Annotated in this window: 18 protein-coding genes; 3 read left to right on the plus strand and 15 right to left on the minus strand. The window is 40.0% G+C overall.

Translation table 11 applies throughout. The annotated features are described in order from the left end of the window. Window positions 1–75 precede the first annotated feature (75 nt). The 7 genes from mraZ to NSQ49_RS04090 all read right to left on the minus strand — a co-directional run bounded on the left by mraZ (window position 76) and on the right by NSQ49_RS04090 (window position 7262). Window positions 76–507 (minus strand): division/cell wall cluster transcriptional repressor MraZ, encoded by a 432-nt coding sequence (gene mraZ / locus NSQ49_RS04060; protein ID WP_251282912.1) that lies wholly within the window; start codon window positions 505–507, stop codon window positions 76–78. A 277-nt stretch (window positions 508–784) separates the two neighbouring features. Further along, window positions 785–2419 (minus strand): bacillithiol biosynthesis cysteine-adding enzyme BshC, encoded by a 1635-nt coding sequence (bshC, locus tag NSQ49_RS04065; protein ID WP_251282781.1) that lies wholly within the window; start codon window positions 2417–2419, stop codon window positions 785–787. Between the two features lie 140 nt (window positions 2420–2559). Then, window positions 2560–2946, minus strand: a complete 387-nt coding sequence (locus tag NSQ49_RS04070) for a DUF3397 domain-containing protein (protein ID WP_311315877.1) — start codon at window positions 2944–2946, stop codon at window positions 2560–2562. Window positions 2947–2956: 10 nt separating this feature from the next. Next, on the minus strand, window positions 2957–3850 hold the full coding sequence (locus NSQ49_RS04075; RefSeq protein ID WP_251282780.1) for a 2-dehydropantoate 2-reductase: 894 nt from the start codon (window positions 3848–3850) through the stop codon (window positions 2957–2959). A 182-nt stretch (window positions 3851–4032) separates the two neighbouring features. After that, the gene (locus NSQ49_RS04080; RefSeq protein WP_251282778.1) at window positions 4033–5574 is read right to left on the minus strand and encodes an acyl-CoA carboxylase subunit beta; all 1542 of its coding nucleotides are present in this window, start codon (window positions 5572–5574) and stop codon (window positions 4033–4035) included. A 117-nt stretch (window positions 5575–5691) separates the two neighbouring features. Beyond that, window positions 5692–5904, minus strand: a complete 213-nt coding sequence (locus NSQ49_RS04085; RefSeq protein ID WP_009330910.1) for an acetyl-CoA carboxylase biotin carboxyl carrier protein subunit — start codon at window positions 5902–5904, stop codon at window positions 5692–5694. A gap of 14 nt (window positions 5905–5918) precedes the next feature. Beyond that, the gene (locus tag NSQ49_RS04090) at window positions 5919–7262 is read right to left on the minus strand and encodes an acetyl-CoA carboxylase biotin carboxylase subunit (protein ID WP_159862567.1); all 1344 of its coding nucleotides are present in this window, start codon (window positions 7260–7262) and stop codon (window positions 5919–5921) included. 263 nt (window positions 7263–7525) lie between these two features. Here NSQ49_RS04090 and NSQ49_RS04095 point away from each other — a divergent pair, with 263 nt between their 5' ends. Then, window positions 7526–7999, plus strand: coding sequence for an N-acetyltransferase (locus NSQ49_RS04095; RefSeq protein WP_159862566.1), 474 nt, complete (start codon window positions 7526–7528; stop codon window positions 7997–7999). Window positions 8000–8078: 79 nt separating this feature from the next. Here the strand turns inward: NSQ49_RS04095 and NSQ49_RS04100 are convergent, their stop codons facing one another. From NSQ49_RS04100 to NSQ49_RS04115, 4 genes are all read right to left on the minus strand, one after another. Next, complete coding sequence (locus tag NSQ49_RS04100; protein ID WP_251282777.1) at window positions 8079–8711, minus strand: RsfA family transcriptional regulator; 633 nt, start codon at window positions 8709–8711, stop codon at window positions 8079–8081. Window positions 8712–8818: 107 nt separating this feature from the next. Continuing rightward, window positions 8819–9577 carry an enoyl-CoA hydratase/isomerase family protein gene (locus NSQ49_RS04105; RefSeq protein ID WP_159862564.1) on the minus strand — a complete coding sequence of 253 codons (759 nt, stop codon included), beginning with the start codon at window positions 9575–9577 and terminating at the stop codon, window positions 8819–8821. A gap of 138 nt (window positions 9578–9715) precedes the next feature. Further along, window positions 9716–9889 carry a 50S ribosomal protein L32 gene (gene rpmF / locus NSQ49_RS04110; RefSeq protein ID WP_009791160.1) on the minus strand — a complete coding sequence of 58 codons (174 nt, stop codon included), beginning with the start codon at window positions 9887–9889 and terminating at the stop codon, window positions 9716–9718. 118 nt (window positions 9890–10007) lie between these two features. Then, complete coding sequence (locus NSQ49_RS04115) at window positions 10008–10532, minus strand: YceD family protein (protein WP_159862562.1); 525 nt, start codon at window positions 10530–10532, stop codon at window positions 10008–10010. Window positions 10533–10754: 222 nt separating this feature from the next. Here NSQ49_RS04115 and NSQ49_RS04120 point away from each other — a divergent pair, with 222 nt between their 5' ends. Beyond that, entirely contained in the window at window positions 10755–11969 is a 1215-nt protein-coding gene (locus tag NSQ49_RS04120) for a nucleotidyltransferase (RefSeq protein WP_251282776.1), read from the plus strand. Window positions 11970–12074: 105 nt separating this feature from the next. Here NSQ49_RS04120 and NSQ49_RS04125 read toward each other — a convergent pair whose 3' ends face one another. Together NSQ49_RS04125 and NSQ49_RS04130 are read right to left on the minus strand one after the other, a co-directional pair. Next, window positions 12075–13085, minus strand: coding sequence for a SepM family pheromone-processing serine protease (locus NSQ49_RS04125; protein ID WP_159862560.1), 1011 nt, complete (start codon window positions 13083–13085; stop codon window positions 12075–12077). Next, complete coding sequence (locus NSQ49_RS04130; protein WP_159862559.1) at window positions 13082–13873, minus strand: patatin-like phospholipase family protein; 792 nt, start codon at window positions 13871–13873, stop codon at window positions 13082–13084. The genes NSQ49_RS04125 and NSQ49_RS04130 overlap by 4 nt, the downstream gene beginning before the upstream one ends. Window positions 13874–14199: 326 nt before the next feature. Between NSQ49_RS04130 and ylbJ the strand changes: the two genes are divergently transcribed. Next, window positions 14200–15417, plus strand: coding sequence for a sporulation integral membrane protein YlbJ (gene ylbJ / locus NSQ49_RS04135; RefSeq protein ID WP_159862558.1), 1218 nt, complete (start codon window positions 14200–14202; stop codon window positions 15415–15417). 76 nt (window positions 15418–15493) lie between these two features. On the opposite strand, the gene coaD is transcribed toward ylbJ, so the two are convergent. Both coaD and rsmD read right to left on the minus strand, forming a co-directional pair. Next, a complete protein-coding gene (coaD, locus tag NSQ49_RS04140; RefSeq protein ID WP_159862557.1) occupies window positions 15494–15973 on the minus strand; it encodes a pantetheine-phosphate adenylyltransferase in 480 nt (159 codons plus the stop codon). A 59-nt stretch (window positions 15974–16032) separates the two neighbouring features. Further along, a complete protein-coding gene (rsmD, locus tag NSQ49_RS04145; RefSeq protein WP_159862556.1) occupies window positions 16033–16587 on the minus strand; it encodes a 16S rRNA (guanine(966)-N(2))-methyltransferase RsmD in 555 nt (184 codons plus the stop codon). Window positions 16588–16599 lie beyond the last annotated feature (12 nt).

Raw genomic sequence — 16599 nt, forward strand, 5'->3', positions numbered from 1 at the left:
AAGACGCAATTAAAGCATCCGGAGCTAAACAAGTATCTTTGTTTCATGGGAAATTATATTACTAAAACATTCCCATTATATATCAAACCCAATCATATTTTCCGCAATATCAGCAAAAGATTCCTCTGATTCTGCAAAATAATCTTCCCAAAGATTTTTGCTCCATATCTCGATCCGATTGGAAACGCCCAGCACTACACATTCTTTTTCCAATTTTGCATATTGCAGAAGCGGGGAAGCAATATTTATTCTTCCTTGTTTATCTATTTCACATTCAGTGGCACCTGAAAAGAAAAAACGGGTAAATGCACGGGCATCCTTTTTAGTAAGCGGAAGACTTTTTAATTTCTCTTCAAGCTGCCTCCACTCATCCATGGGATAGCCAAACAAACATTGATCAAGTCCGCGTGTCAATATAAAGGTTTCACCTAAGTTATCACGAAACTTGGATGGCACGATGAGACGGCCTTTATTATCAACGTTGTGATGGAACTCACCCATGAACATACCCGCTGCACCCACTTTCTAACTCAAATGTACCACAATCCCCCACTTTCCTCCACATGTTTTTAATTATTCTACCACTGCTTTTAAAATCCTGCTTCTCATAAGGTATTCACCCATTTTCTGTTCGTCTTTTTATTACATTTTCTTTAAACTCTTTACTGTTTTTTCACATGTTTTTTTAAATGGGAAATCACATAGGATAAAAGAGTTTCACCCTCTTTTTCACATAGAAAAAGACCTTATCCGAATGGATAAGGCCCGAAGAATATGGCGAATATTAAATTTTTATGACTTTATGTGTCCCATCAAAATCAAATGGGAGATGGAGTAATTCCTCCAGAAAATCTATACCATATTTATTAAGGTAATAAAGAATATTCCATACTCTTTCCTGCGGAATCCCGCCAGGTCTCAGGGAGTTATCAGCTCTTTCATATTTTTTTATGACCACTTCATATTTTTGCTGTATGGATTTCTGGATTTTATTCTCCATGAAATCTATTTGCTTTAACAACAGTTCTTCATTTTTCTTCAACATGGGAAGAAGGGCACTAACCTCTTTTAATGTAAGTTCTTCAATAAACTCATAGTTTTGTTTTAATTGATCTTTTGTTTTTTGGAACTGGCCTTCTACGTTTTCATTTTTAATACTCTTTAAATAAACATCCTTTACTGCTTCGGTTCCTGAAACGAGCACTGCCTGCAAATCAAGTTCTAAATCGTCCAAATCACTCTCTGTAAACCTTTCTAAAAAGGTAATATTTAAACGGGGCATGATAGGAGGCATTTTCATTCCAAACCATTCAAATGCCATCTTAAGCTCAGCCCAATAGGCAATTTCTCCAGGTCCGGCTATAAAGGCAAGAACCGGAAACAGGCATTCCTGAGTGAGGGGTCTTGTCACCACATTATTGCTCAGTCTTTCTGGATGATTTTCAGCAATCTCCAGAAGCTCATTCATGGTAAACTCATGGAAGGATTCTTTTCCCGTAAATACCTTTTTCTCCGGATTGAATTCGAGAAGAATTCTTTCTTTATGCTTTTCATCATAATAAAACAGGTTGGCAGCATTTTCACTTATATCAATGGTATTTGGAAAACCGGCATTCTTCAGGCTATGCTGCTGGCTTTTCACACGATTTGTGATTTCTTGAACCCCTTTGATCTGTTTGGCAAAAATACTGCTTTCAAGTTTCCGGAGTTTTAGGTCACCGGAATCAACCAGAAGCAGCCCAGTTTCTTTAAATAAGTGCATGATAATACCGGCAAAGAACTCCACATAGGTTTGCGATTGCATTATTATTTCTTCCAATATCAAAATGAGATTTTTTGTATGTTCGGTCTCCCCTAGAGCTTCAATGATTCCTTCCACCCATGCCCTGCACGTTTCACGATTCAGCGGGATATTTGATACCATTTTCTTCTCTAAGACTTTTTCAGGATATGTCACTTTTTCCATTTTATGATTCTTCTCAATGAAAATATGATTTACTTCCTGATAGTCATGATCTTCCCCAGCAATCCAGAAAACAGGTACAACAGGAATGCCAAGCTCACTTTCCTGCTGTTTTGCAAGATGAATGATTGAGATGATTTTATGTATTGTATAAAGCGGTCCCGTCAAAATCCCTGCCTGCTGCCCTCCGATAATCACTGCGCTATTTTCTTGCTTCAGCTTGTTTAGTGAGTCATGAACTGCCGGGGAAGAAGGTAAACGATCCATAAACTCTGCAATATATAGAGAAAGTTCATTTCTCATAAACGACCGGCCTCTAAGCTCCGCTAACCTTGCTTTATAATCAGAATCCGAATTATAGCGATAGTGAAAAAACTGCATAATTTCATCTGTTTGTGCAATATAATCTGTTGCAAACCGGTTTGTTGCCGGTAATGAGAGATTAAGAATCTCCATTAATGAACTTCCTTTCTCATAGCTGATCAATTTTAATTTTCATCTTATGAGTATAGCATTGTCTTAATTGAAAAGAAAAAAACTTTGCTTGCCTAAAAGCTTCAATTCAAATAATAAATCATATTGTTAACAAACTTTTACTAAGGAATGAAAACCACTGAAGTTACCCTTTGAACAACCCCTACCAGGATCAGAATGATATAAGCGGTGAAATACAGCAAGAAATTAAATCGCCAAAACCCTTTGAATAAGATACGCATATTGATTTCCTGTTTAATTCTCCAATGTATGATTATAAAAACAACCGCTGTAATTAGAAGGCATAGGAAGATCATCCATAAATAAGATTTATCCCAAATTACAATAATTAAATAATGAACAGACAATATAAATAAAAAAGTGCTGACATCCAAGGCAATATGTACAGATCTTTTATGTTTTTTTGTAATTTGTTTGCTGATAATAAAAACAGCCAGATATCCAAGCAGCGGTATGGTCACCAGCGTTGCAATCAGGCTTGAGAACACAGTGTTCAACTTATTTCCCCCTCTCCCTGCCTTTGATCTGACAATAAAGACTTTCTGTATACGGAGCAGACATCTTCTTCATTTCTGCTTCGTTTACGATATAGCCTAAAATAGCATCTATCTCTGTTTCCCGGCCTTCTTCGATATCCTTAAGCATTGAGGATTTGTTTTCCCCGGTTTCTTTACAGACTCTTTTAACATGGTTTAACGCACTTGCTTTATCCTTTATATTTAAAATGGCACTTACCTCGTCAAACAATTTCAAAAATAGCCGATAATAGTATTTATTCGTAAGGAGTTCCCCATTTCTAACACGAAGAACTGCTGTGAGAGGGTTTATCAGACTGTTTACGATTAATTTTTGAATGAGCATTTCCAGATGATCCCTGACAAAAACAAAAGGAAAATAACCAGATGCCGAACAGGATAATTTCTCCAGAAAACTAATATCCCCCTTTATAGCTGCCACTTTTGTGACTCCAATCCCGGTATGAAGCACAGTGTCAGGCTCTGTTTTTAAAGCACCATGCTCAACACTGCCCGCAAATAAGTTATCAGCTTCCAGCTTTTCAGCCCACTTCAAATGCCCCATCCCATTTTGCAGAAACAAAAATGACCCGGATTTGCCAGCATTCATCCTCAATAAATCCCCTGTCAATTCAGGAATACTATATTGCTTAACTGCAATAATAGTTAAATCCTCCTCCCCCTTCCATTCTTTAAAATGGTAAGTCTTAACCCGGGTATTACTGTGGAATCCCTCTCTCTCGAGCGTAAGACCATTTTTGCACAGTTTTTCCAGCTGGCTGCTGTTTCTCACATAGACAATGACTTCATGATTTTCATTTAAGTAATGGGCAAACAGAAGGCCGACTGCTCCTCCTCCGATAATAGCTATTTTCATAAAAGACCACCATTTTTTACTTTTTAAACATATTTTAACAAAATAAGATAAATTCATGGGTAAAAAGAAATATTTCTAACTTGAAATTTAATGATTATTTTTAAATTCCATTTTTCATCTGCTAAATCCTTTAAAAAAATCCCTTTTTCGAAAATCGAAAAAGGGATTTTTTAATGCTGGGATTAAACCGGATATACCGGATGTTTACGGACACTGAATGTCAATTCTTTAGTCTCATACAGATTAAATCGGTTAATTAAAACATTTCTTAAATCTGAAGGGGCAACTATATCGTCTACAATTAATTCAGAGGCCAGTTTGTAGATCTCAATAGTTTCTTTATATTCCTGCTGTTTTTCCTGAACGTACTTGATCTTTTCTTTCGGGTCTTCAATCGCATTGATTTTATTGGAATAAACAGCATTTACTGCGGCTTCAGGACCCATTACTGCAATTTGTGCTGTTGGCAAGGCTATGCAGCAATCAGGTTCAAATGCGGGACCAGCCATGGCATACAGTCCTGCTCCATATGCCTTTCTGACAACAACAGAGATTTTCGGAACTGTTGCAGAACTCATGGCAGCGATAAGCTTTGCACCATGGCGGATAATGCCAGCCCTTTCCACCTTCGTTCCAATCATAAATCCAGGGACATCCGCCAGAAATAAAAGCGGGATATGGAATGCATCACAAAGCTGAATAAACTTGGCTGCCTTATCTGCAGAATCTACAAATAGAACCCCGCCTTTAACCTTTGGCTGGTTGGCAATAATTCCTACAGGCCTTCCCCCTATTCGGGCAAGCCCCGTAATCAGTTCAGCAGCAAAAAGCTTCTTAATTTCAAAAAAGCTGCCTTCATCGATTAAGGAATCTATGCACTCATACATGTCAAATGGGGCATTCTGATTATTTGGTATGATTTCTTCAAGGGCGCGGCCGGATTTTGGCATAATGAACTCAGACCTCACAGGCTTTTCTTTGAAGCTTGCCGGGAAGTAAGCCAAGTATCTTCTTGCTGATTCAATGGCTTCTTCCTCACTATAAGCAAGAACATCGCCACATCCGCTTACAGAACAATGCATGCGGGCGCCGCCCATTTCTTCCAGTGTAACCTTTTCCCCGATAACCTTTTCTGCCATCCTTGGCGAGCCCAGATACATTGAAGCATTTTGGTCTACCATGATGACGATATCACAGAACGCAGGAATATACGCTCCTCCTGCAGCAGATGGTCCAAAAAGAAGACAAATCTGCGGTACCATGCCTGAGAGCTTTACCTGATTATAAAAAATTCTTCCTGCTCCGCGTCTATTTGGAAACATCTCAAGCTGATCCGTAATTCGGGCACCGGCAGAGTCAACCAGATATAGAATCGGAACTTTTAACTTCTCTGCTGTCTCCTGGATACGGATGATCTTTTCTACCGTTCTTGCACCCCATGAGCCAGCTTTTACTGTTGAATCATTTGCCATTACGCAAACAGTCTGGCCGTTAATCTTACCAACAGCAGTTACAACTCCATCTGCAGGCAGATCATTTGCCTGGCAATTCGCAAATTTGCCGTCTTCCTCATAAAATCCGTCGTCAAACAAAAGCTCAAGCCGTTTTCTGACAAATAGTTTGTTTTGCGCTTCATTCTTTTCATGATATTTTGGATGTCCGCCCGCTTCAATTACCACGCTTCTTTCCTGGAGCGTCTCAGTTAATGTCTTTGCAGTAGTCATTCCCATCCTCCTCAAATATATATTCCCATATTGCAATGATTTTTGTGGAGAGTTAAACGGAGCATACGGGCGCAGAAGAAGCCCGATGCCTCACTGAATAACTGTATCCCTGCCTTCTTATTCAAATACGATTAGTACATCGCCTTCGTTCACAAAATCTCCTATACTTACCTTTACTTCGGCAACTTTCCCAGCAGCTTCACTTTCAACCGGAATTTCCATTTTCATGGATTCAAGCATAAGCACTTCCTGGCCAGCATTTACCTCCTGGCCCGCTTCGACTAACACATTTAATACAGTACCTGCCATTGATGATGTTATTTCTTTCATTGTAATTTCCTCCTTTAGTTAACGGCAAAAGCCTTCTGAGATAGATATGATGTAGAATAATTCCCTTTGCAGAAATCATCGTCTTTTAAAATTTCCTTAAATAATGGGGCATTCGTTTTAATACCTTCAATCTTAAGCCCATCAAAGAATTGCCGTGCATTCTTTATTGCTTCATCTCTTGACTGCCCAAATATAATGCATTTTGCGATCATTGGATCATAAAATGGGCTGACAGCAGTATTTGAAGCATACCCGTAATCAACCCGTACACCTGGATTGTCTGCCCATTCAAATTTAGACAAATTGCCTGGAGAAGGCAGGAAGCTTACAGGATCCTCGGCATAAAGTCTAAACTCAATCGAATGGCCCTGCTGCTCTATGCTGTTCTGTTCAAGCGGAAGCTCTTCCCCTCTTGCTGAGATGATCTGCCACTTTACAAGATCAAGCCCTGTTACTTGCTCAGTTACGGGATGCTCAACCTGAAGCCTTGTATTCATTTCAAGGAAATAAAAGTTCTCCTGTTCATCCACAATAAATTCAATTGTTCCGGCATTTTTATAATTAACTGCTTTAGCAGCAGTCAATGCCGTATCATACATCTTTTGTTTTGTTTCATCTGAAAGAAAAGGAGAAGGTGATTCCTCCACTACCTTCTGATGTCTCCTCTGAATAGAGCAATCTCTTTCAAATAAGTGGACGTTATTCCCATGATGGTCACCAAACACCTGTATTTCAACATGTCTGGCATTCTCAATATACTTTTCTACAAAAACCTCATCAGAACCAAAATAGGCTTTAGCACGGGCCTTTGTTGAGTTATAGGATTTAGCGAGCGCTTGCTCATTTTCACAGCACACCATTCCAATTCCTCCGCCTCCACCGCTGGCCTTGAGCATGACGGGATACCCCATATCATCAGCAAGTCTGCATGCTTCCTCCAGGGTCGAAGTTCCCTCTCCGCTTCCCGGGACAACCGGCACTCCTGCTTCCTTCATGGTTTTACGGGATACAATTTTATCCCCCATCAGTTCAATAGTTTCCGGATCTGGTCCAATAAAGGCAATGCCCGCATCAATTACAGCTCTTGCAAAGCCGGCGTTTTCTGATAAAAATCCGTATCCAGGATGAATTCCATCTGCCTTTTCCCTTTTAGCAATCTCAAGAATTGCATCTGTTTTTAAATAAGACTTATTAACAGGCGGTTCTCCAATACGGAAAGCATATGTAGCCTCTTTAACAAATGGCAGGTCTTTATCTGCATCAGAATATATAGCAACGGTTTCTATTTCCATTTCACGGCAGGTTTTTATGATTCTTAAAGCGATTTCTCCCCTGTTGGCAATCAAAATTTTTCGCACAATCGGACCCCTTTCTACTTGTATTAATCCTGCAATAATAAATATTTCTACAAACTTCTGCTTATTTCCTGCTATTTTTGTAAACGCTTTCTGATTTTTATTAAAAAACTAAAAATATATTAAGTTTTTCATATGTGCAGAATTTTTTGTTTACTTGTTATATAATAATAGACATAGAAGAAACCTTCCGACTTTAAGGAAGGGATTATAAAGCGTTTACAACCGCAGAATTCCTACACACCGATGGCTAAGGGGGAGATTTTATGAACTATAAGGTTGAGAAATTAAAAGTAAATTATAAAACTCTGGAAGAGTTTAAGAAATTTAAAGAGTATGGACTGCAGGAACTTTCCATGCTTGAAGACCTTGAAGCTAATATTATCGAAAATGACAGTGAATCGCCTTTTTATGGTATTTATTTCGGGGATAAACTTGTGGCACGAATGAGCCTTTACCAGATCGACGCAAGATTCGACCGCTATTTCGAACCCGCACAGGATTATTTAGAGCTATGGAAGCTTGAAGTTTTGCCTGACTATCAAAACAAGGGCTATGGACAATCACTAGTAGAATTCGCAAAAGGGTTTGGACTTCCTATTAAAACAAATCCACGCGTGAAATCAAAAGCCTTCTGGGAGAAGATGGGATTTGAACCCGTTCATTATGATATGGAACGTGATCTGGGAGAGAATCCGCTTGCCTGGTTCCCGGCTGGTGTTAAAGAACAAACTCATTAAGCAGCTATCTTCTGCAGCTTAAGCATAAAAATAAGCGGGCAAATTTTGTCCGCTTATTTTTTTATTTTATTTTCAATTTCTATTTCTCAACCTTTTGAGGCTTTATTTCGGGATTTACAGTAAAATTCAAGTTTTTGTGGCGGCTGCCATCCTTGAGCCCAACAAGCTTTCTTGCACTTTCCATAATCTCTACCAGTGCTTTGTAATCCTGTTCCAGCGTGTTTAACTCTTTAATTAATTTTTCATTTTCCGCTGCCAGATAGTACATTTGCTTCTCCAGCTCCTGAAAGCGTTTTTTGTCATAAGGATCTTCCGTAAGCTGGGGTTTCTGAGCATTATCATATAAGTCTTTCAGAAAACCAACTAATTCATCAAATTCGATTGTCCTATTAATTGCCTGAATTGCGTTTTCGTTTCTTTTTTCCTGCCTTTCCTCAGGAACTGCACGAAGTTCTTGTTCTCTTTCAGCAGCCTGCGGGTTTTTCTTCATTTCTTTTCTCTGTTTTTTTGCCAATTCAATACCTGATTTATATTGTTTTCTAACATAAGAATTCCACCGAAATCCGCAGGCAGCCGCGGTTCTGTTTAACTGTTTGCCAACTTCTTCAAATGCCTGAAGCTGAGTTCCTCCTTCGCGTATATGACGGAGCACAACTTCTGCAAGCAGTAAATCTTCATCTTGAGACCAAGCATCCTGACGGGTTGAAGACATCAGTATATCCCTCCTAGTGTTTTTCTTTATACATATGCCAATGCTAGAAAAGATAGACTGATATCATATGATAAAATGAAACTTTATTCACCCCGCAATGAATATGCTTATGGCTTATTCAGGAAACTGTCAACTTTAGCATGATGTGCTTCATCTTCCCATAAAACCGAACAGCCGCGCACTTCCTGATCAATTCTCTCTTCTAAGCTACCCTTCTCCCATTTTTTTACAAGAAGATCTTTAAAAGCTTCCAATACCTCACTCTCAAGTCTAAGTATTCTTTCCAGAAAGCTCTGGCACGCATCAAGCGAGTCACCATGAAAGACTGAGTGAATGAAACCTAATTCTGTTAATTCTCCATCTGTATATAATTTTGCTTCCATCAGCATTTTCAAGGCGTTGGCAGGAAGCATCTTTTCCATAATGATGGAGCCTCCGCCCCAGCCGGTAGTTATGGCTAAAGTTCCCTGGATGAAACCGGCTTTTATCCCTGCTTTTGCAATCCGGTAATCACAGGCAGACGCCAGCTCACAGCCGCCGCCGACAGCTGTTCCATTCAGTATGGCGATAGTCGGTTTTCGTAAGAATAGTAATTTTTTTAAAAGAACAGCCATTCTGCTCAGCATTCCAAAGGCTTCATCTTCTGTCTTTAAACTATGAAAGGAAGATAGATCTCCTCCTGAGCAAAAAGCCTGTTCTCCCTCCCCAGTAATCCCAAGCGCCTTAATTGATTTCTTTCCAGCCATATCAATTGCGGCCTCCAGACCATCCATAACCTCATAATTTATGGCATTTCTTTTTTCAGGCCTGTTAATCCTGAAAATCAACAGTCCATTCTCATATTCTTCAATTATGTAAGGTTTCATGGCTGCCTCCTTAAATTTTGATTAAACTATTTTTAATATTAGCAAAAATTCAGATAGGCTTGCAGGTATTAAGATTAAATCATCCTAAAAAACGACAAAAGCACAAGAACTATGTTCTTGTGCTTTGTATCTAAAGGATTAGTCGTTAACTACTTCTTTTCCTTTGTAAGTTCCGCAAGCTTTGCAAACGCGGTGAGCAAGTTTCATTTCACCACAGTTTGGGCATTCCACCATACCAGGAACCTGTAATTTAAAATGGGTACGACGTTTTCTCTTCGCAGTTTTAGATGTTCTTCTAAAAGGTACAGCCATTCTTCCCACCTCCTTAAAGAGTATTAGAGGATGTCCAGAGGAATTGGACAAACCCATTAAGAAAGTTATGAAGGCCAGAGCAAGCTGGTGTCTTCAAGTGCTTCTTGTTTTTCTTCCGTTATGAATCGGAAGAAGGATCATTCTGATCAAAAAATTGAGCAAGTCCGGCAAGACGAGGATCTACTTTATCCTGTTTATCCTGCTCCTGAATGACCTCCCAATCCTTACCGGATTGAGGAGCTCCCTCTTCACTGCTGTCTTCGCAGAAAACTTGCATTGGGACTTCGAGTAAAAGGATTTCATGAAGGATCGGATTTAAATCAATCACATCCCCTTTTACTTGGTGAACCTCCTCTTCAGTCTCATAATCAAGACCTTTTAAAAGGAAAGTTTCAGTTGTTTCAACATTAATTGGATAATTTACGTCAACTAAAGTACGAGAACAAGGCAGTATTAAATGACCCTTTATAATTAAATGAAAAGTCACTTTGGCAGAATCGATATCCGCACGGCCTGTCACATGCATTGGTGAAGCACCGCGTATTTCCGGATTCAATTTCATGACCTCATCAACATTGACAGTTTCATCAATGGGAAAATCCTTGCTTCGATATTTTTGTAACTGACTTAAAGTCCATTTCATACGAATCACCCCAAGGCAACAAAGGTAATTATAGCCTTCCTATAATTATTTGTCAATATTTTTTCTTTACACTATAATGTAGCTAATATCATACTATTGAAGGCTTCTTTAGTAAAAAGTTTTTGCGGGATTTAGAGTTTACTGGGCAAGGCGCTTCCACTTTTCTTTTAATACTTTTTCCAATACATATCTTTTTAAACCTTTTCGAGGAGTATGTCAAATATGAATGCTACAGGTGTAATTGTAGAATATAATCCTTTTCATAATGGCCATGCCTTCCATTTGGAGCAGGCCAAAAATATTTCAGGTGCTGAAACCATTATTGCAGTCATGAGCGGCAACTTTCTGCAGAGAGGAGAACCTGCATTAGTTTCAAAATGGAAACGTGCAGAAATGGCGCTAAAAGCAGGTGCAGATATTGTATTTGAGCTACCCTACCAGTTTGCTGTTCAGCAGGCAGATATTTTCGCAAGCGGAGCAGTATCCATTCTGGAAGCAGCCGGATGCAGCAGCTTATGCTTTGGGAGTGAATCCGGAAATATAGAAAGCTTTCACCGAACGCTGTCATTTCTCAAAAAACACCGTGCTCCCTACCAGGAAAGAGTTAAAGTGCATCTGGCAGGGGGGGTCAGCTATCCAAAAGCAACATCCATGGCATTCCTTGATCTGAACCCTGATGAGGAAATGGTTGACCTTTCAAAACCAAATAACATCCTTGGCTTTCAATATTTAAATTCAGCCTGCAGGCTAAATTCTTCTATGCAGCTTTTTACAGTTGAAAGAAAAAGTGCAGGATATCATGATGAGCAATTTGCTTCCGAATCTATAGCAAGTGCGACAAGCATTAGAAAAGCTCTTTTTACCGGGAATGGAGAAGTTGAAGGGATTCGCCAATATGTTCCGAGGTCTACTTATCAGGGTTTGCTTCAATATAAAGAAGAGTTTGGTGCTTTTCATCATTGGGAACATTACTGGCCTCTATTAAAATTCCGCCTGGTACAGCTTCAGCCGGAAAAGTTAAGATACATGTATGAAATGGAAGAAGGCCTGGAAAATAGGTTTTTGTCTGCAGCCATTCAGGCGGAAAGCTTTCAGCAGTTCATGGAAAAAATTAAAACAAAAAGATACACCTGGACAAGGCTGCAGAGGGCTTGTGTACATATCCTAACCAATACAGAAAAAACAGAGATGCCCAATAGACCAAAAAAAGCGGAATATCTTCGCCTTCTCGGAATGTCCGGGAATGGCAGGAAGTATTTAAACACGAATAAGTCCAACTTAAAGCTTCCGCTGATATCAAGAATTTCATCCCAGGCTGCAGAGCAGCTGCATTTGGATATCAAAGCCTCCAGGGTATATGCAATGGGTCTACAGTCTGCCGGGGACACCAGTCTTATGCAGCAGGAATTTAACCAGCCTCCTATTATCGTTGACTAGATCCTGTTTGTGTATTTGCTAAAGAAAAACAAAGCCGGATAAAATAGAAAAGCCAGCGGCAATTCTCGATTGCCGCTGGCTTTTTGCTGCCGGTTGAAGTCATTATTAATCCAGGTTTCTTAAATATTTAACTGCATCATCAAAAGTATTCACTGGAACAATTTTCATATCGCTCTTGATATCCCTGGCTGTCGCAGCAGCAGCTTTATAATTGGAGTCTTCTGCCCCATTTTCATTAGGCGCAAGGAAAATATCTGCTCCCGCTTTGTCTGCTGCGACTACTTTCTGCTCGATCCCGCCTATTCTGCCAACTGTCCCTTCAGAATTGATTGTTCCGGTACCCGCTATTTTATAGCCTCCCGTTAAATCTTCTTTTATTAGCTGATTGTAAATTTCAAGCGAAAACATCAGTCCGGCAGAGGGACCGCCAATTTCTTCACTGTTAATATTCACAGCCGGGTCTACCTCTATTTCTTTATCGTCGACAAGAGTAATCCCCACTCCCGGCTTTCCGGTTTCCTCAAGCTTTTTTAAAGGAATCGAGGTTTTCATAGTTTTATCCTGGCGTTCAAAAGTCAGTGTTATTTCACTGCCCTCCTGTTTCCTGGAAACCGTGCTGATAAATTCATCAGATGATTTGAACTCCATTCCATCCACTTTAAAGATGCGGTCACCTGCCTTCAGCTTGCCGTCAGCGGGCATATCAGGCAGCACATTAAGGACATATACCCCGTTATAATGATAATGAATGGGCAGGCCCGCTTTTTTATAGGCTGATTCAATAGCAGCCAGTTTGGAAGTTGCCATAAGATGAAGCTGACGTACATTATACTCTTCATCTGTTTCATTTTCAGCCCGAATCTCTTCCACTGGATACAGTTCCTGATACTTGCTGAATTTGGCAGCCAAATAGGCATATATATTCGCACGTCCCATTCTTACGGTGGTCAGCATGAAGCTCCCTTGTTCTTCATAGCCATTATCCACTTCAATAATCGGCTCGAGTTCTTTTGCCATACCCGGCTTTGATACATAATAAGGCAGATAATAAAATGAACTGGCCACAAGGATAACTGCCAAAATCAAGAAGGAACGGGTATAAAATTTGCTTCTCATGAGTCAGGAGGCTCCTTCCATTTAGTTATGTAACGATGAATGCTGTCAATATGCTTTTTTGCTTCCTCTTCGCCAATTTTGATGATTTCTTCAATATTTGTAAAGGCTCGTGAGCTATACATTTCCACCCTGGGCCTGATCATGAAATCTGAAGCAATTTCCCGGTGACTGACAAGCTCCATCTGCATGATATCCAGACTTTGCATGATTACGTCATAGATTGAGGTGATTTCTGCATTTGTTTTAACATGTGAAACATCGATAGCGATTATGATATCAGCTCCCATTTCCTTAACAACTGACACAGGAACCCTATCCACTACTCCTCCGTCCACTAAAAGCCGGCCATTTAATCTTTCAGGCACAAATATACCCGGGATGGATATGCTTGCCCTTACAGCATCAGATATGGGACCGCTATTAAAGACTATTTTCTCTCCAGTCATTAAATCTGTGGCCACAACATTAACTGGAATATCCAGGTCCTCAAGGTTTTTTCCATGAGTAAATATACGGATTAATTCCTTTACTCGTTTCCCTGCCACAAAACCCATTTTAGGGACTGTAAAATCTAAATAATACTTCCTTTTAAACGCTTTGGAAAGCTTATATAAACGATCAACATCCAGACCTGCCCCATAAAAGCAGCCTACCATCGCACCCATGCTGCTGCCGGCTATATAGTCAATCGGGATGCCGGATTCCTTCAAGACCTTGATAGCACCCAGGTGGGCGAATCCACGAGCTCCTCCCGAACCAAGTGCCAAACCTATTTTCGGACGCTGCAAAAGACTCCCCCCTAATATGCCAATGACCGATTCGAAAACTTACCCTTATTCTATTCTTTTTATTTCCAAAAGAAGCATACAATAAAAATCCTCAGCTAAAAATTCACATGCCTGTACTTAATTCTATGGTCTATTTTAAAGTTCTATGAGTATATTGGGTTATATGGGGACAAGACTTGACAGCGCAGGCTCAATCACCGTATACCATTGTTCCGTATCTCGAAAAAAAATGAAAAGGCCTGAGAAAAAATAGATGCAAATGCTTCTTTATTTTACCATTGTTTATTATCGTTTCACAGTCAGTACAACTTGAGGGAGGCTTGTCCGTGTTTCGTTCGAAAGTAAAAACGGTTACTCTTGCACTCTCTGTAACCTTAATGGCCATCTCATTAATCTCATTTCCCCAGGAATCGGTTGATGCATCCATCAGGGGATTAAATATGTGGTGGGAGATTGTCTTCCCTTCATTGCTGCCCTTTTTCATAGTATCAGAAATGCTGATCGGCTTTGGTGTAGTAAAATTCATTGGAGTACTCCTTGAACCTTTGATGAGGCCATTATTCAGAGTACCAGGAGTTGGCGGGTTTGTTTGGGCAATGGGGATGGCTTCAGGCTTTCCCGCCGGGGCAAAATTGACAGCAAGATTACGGCAGGAAGGACAGCTAACAAAAACAGAAGCAGAGCGCCTCGTTTCCTTTACAAATTGTTCAAATCCATTGTTTATATTTGGTGCAGTATCAGTTGGTTTTTTTAATAACGCCAAGCTTGGTATGATATTGGCCCTGTCACATTATCTCGGCAATATTACAGTCGGATTATTCATGAGGTTTTATGGAAAGAACTCCAAGCACCCTTCGCATGGCAAAAGGAAATTGAAACCATCTTTGCGGGCAGCATTATCAGCTCTTCATCGGACAAGAATAAAGGATAACCGTCCGATTGGCAAGCTCCTGGGAGATGCAGTCATGTCATCCATCCAAACGCTTCTAATGATAGGCGGATTTATCATTTTATTTTCTGTTATTAACAAACTCTTATTTCATATTGGAATCACAGCATTTTTGGCTAAAGGCATAGAAGCCGTACTGTCAATTTTCAGTCTGCCAATAGAATTAAGTATCCCGTTCATTTCAGGATTGTTTGAAATAACACTTGGCAGCCAGCTGACAAGCCAGGTTGAGCAGGCAACGCTAATGAACCAGGTCATCATTGTGAGTTTCATACTCGCTTTCAGCGGATTCAGCGTGCAGGCTCAGGTAGCGAGCATCCTGGCACAAACTGATATTGATTTCAAGCCTTTCTTCTTCGCAAGAATTATTCATGGCTTTGCGTCTGCCTTTTATGCATTTATTCTTTGGCAGCCAATTTATGAACGCTATTACAATACAGAGCAGCCATCCAATGCCATTCCGGTCGGATTCTTTGAGAAATATTCGTTCCTCGGCAGATTAATGGATGGAATCATCTCTTCCGGACCGCTTATCACTATCCTTGCACTTTTTGTTTATACTCTTCTGCTCGCCAGGCGTTTGGATCAAAAGTAGCAGCAAAACGGGTACCAGCCGGCACCCGTTTTGTTAAGTCATACAATCAGCGGGTAAGGACACTCCTGCTGATAAATTATTGAAATTTGTTCTTAAGAGCTTTTTCTACAATATCAGGAACCAGTTCTGATATGTCCCCGTTATATTTTGCCACTTCTTTCACAATGCTTGAGCTTAAAAACGAATATTGATTATTGGTCATAATAAAAAAGGTTTCCACTTCATCATTCAAGACTCTGTTCATGGACGTGATCTGCATTTCATATTCAAAATCAGAAACTGCACGAAGGCCTCGTATAACTGCATTCGCATTAACTGACTGTGCATAATCCATCAGCAGCCCCTGAAAAGAATCGACTTTAACATTATTTAGATCCTTTGTTACTTCTTCTATCAGCTGAATTCTTTCTTCTACACTAAAAAGAGGTTTTTTAGAAGAATTATTCAATACAACTACATAGACCTGTTCAAATACCTTTGCCGCTCTCTTAATAATATCCAGATGACCATAAGTAATTGGATCGAAGCTGCCTGGACAAACCGCAATGCCTCCCATTGTTATCCCCCTGTCATGTTCTTATTATGTATTTTTTCCATTACAATTCCAAGTATGTATTATTCAGCCCAGCTGTAGATAGAGATAGAAATGATCCCATAATTTTCGTGTTTCTGCTGAACCAGTCTTCCAACGGTTTCAGGGAGCTCCACATCTGATCCATGTTCGCATAAAATCGTCCCCTGATCCGAGAGCAGATTATTCTCATCAATTATCGTGAGAAGCTTTAGCAGCTGCTGCTTGCGATATGGAGGATCGAGAAATATATAATCAAAAACCAGATCTCTTTTTAATATAGCCTTGAGAGCACGATCTGCATCATTTCGATATATTTCTGCTTTATCTTCAAATCCGCAAGTACGAATATTTTCATGAATAGTATGAATGGCCTTTCCGTCCCTATCCACAAAAATGACCTTGTCCGCTCCTCTGCTCAGAGCTTCAATGCCAAGGCCGCCGCTGCCAGCAAACAGATCAAGCCCTTGGCCGCCGTCAAAATAAGGCCCTATTATATTAAAAATAGCTTCTTTTACTTTATCAGTAGTCGGACGGGTTGAGCTGCCCGGAACAGCTTTTAATATTTTCCCTTTTCTAGTTCCCGATACCACTCGCATTCGATCACCACT

The organism is Cytobacillus sp. FSL R5-0377 (genome assembly GCF_038004385.1).
Classification (GTDB): domain Bacteria; phylum Bacillota; class Bacilli; order Bacillales; family Cytobacillaceae; genus Cytobacillus.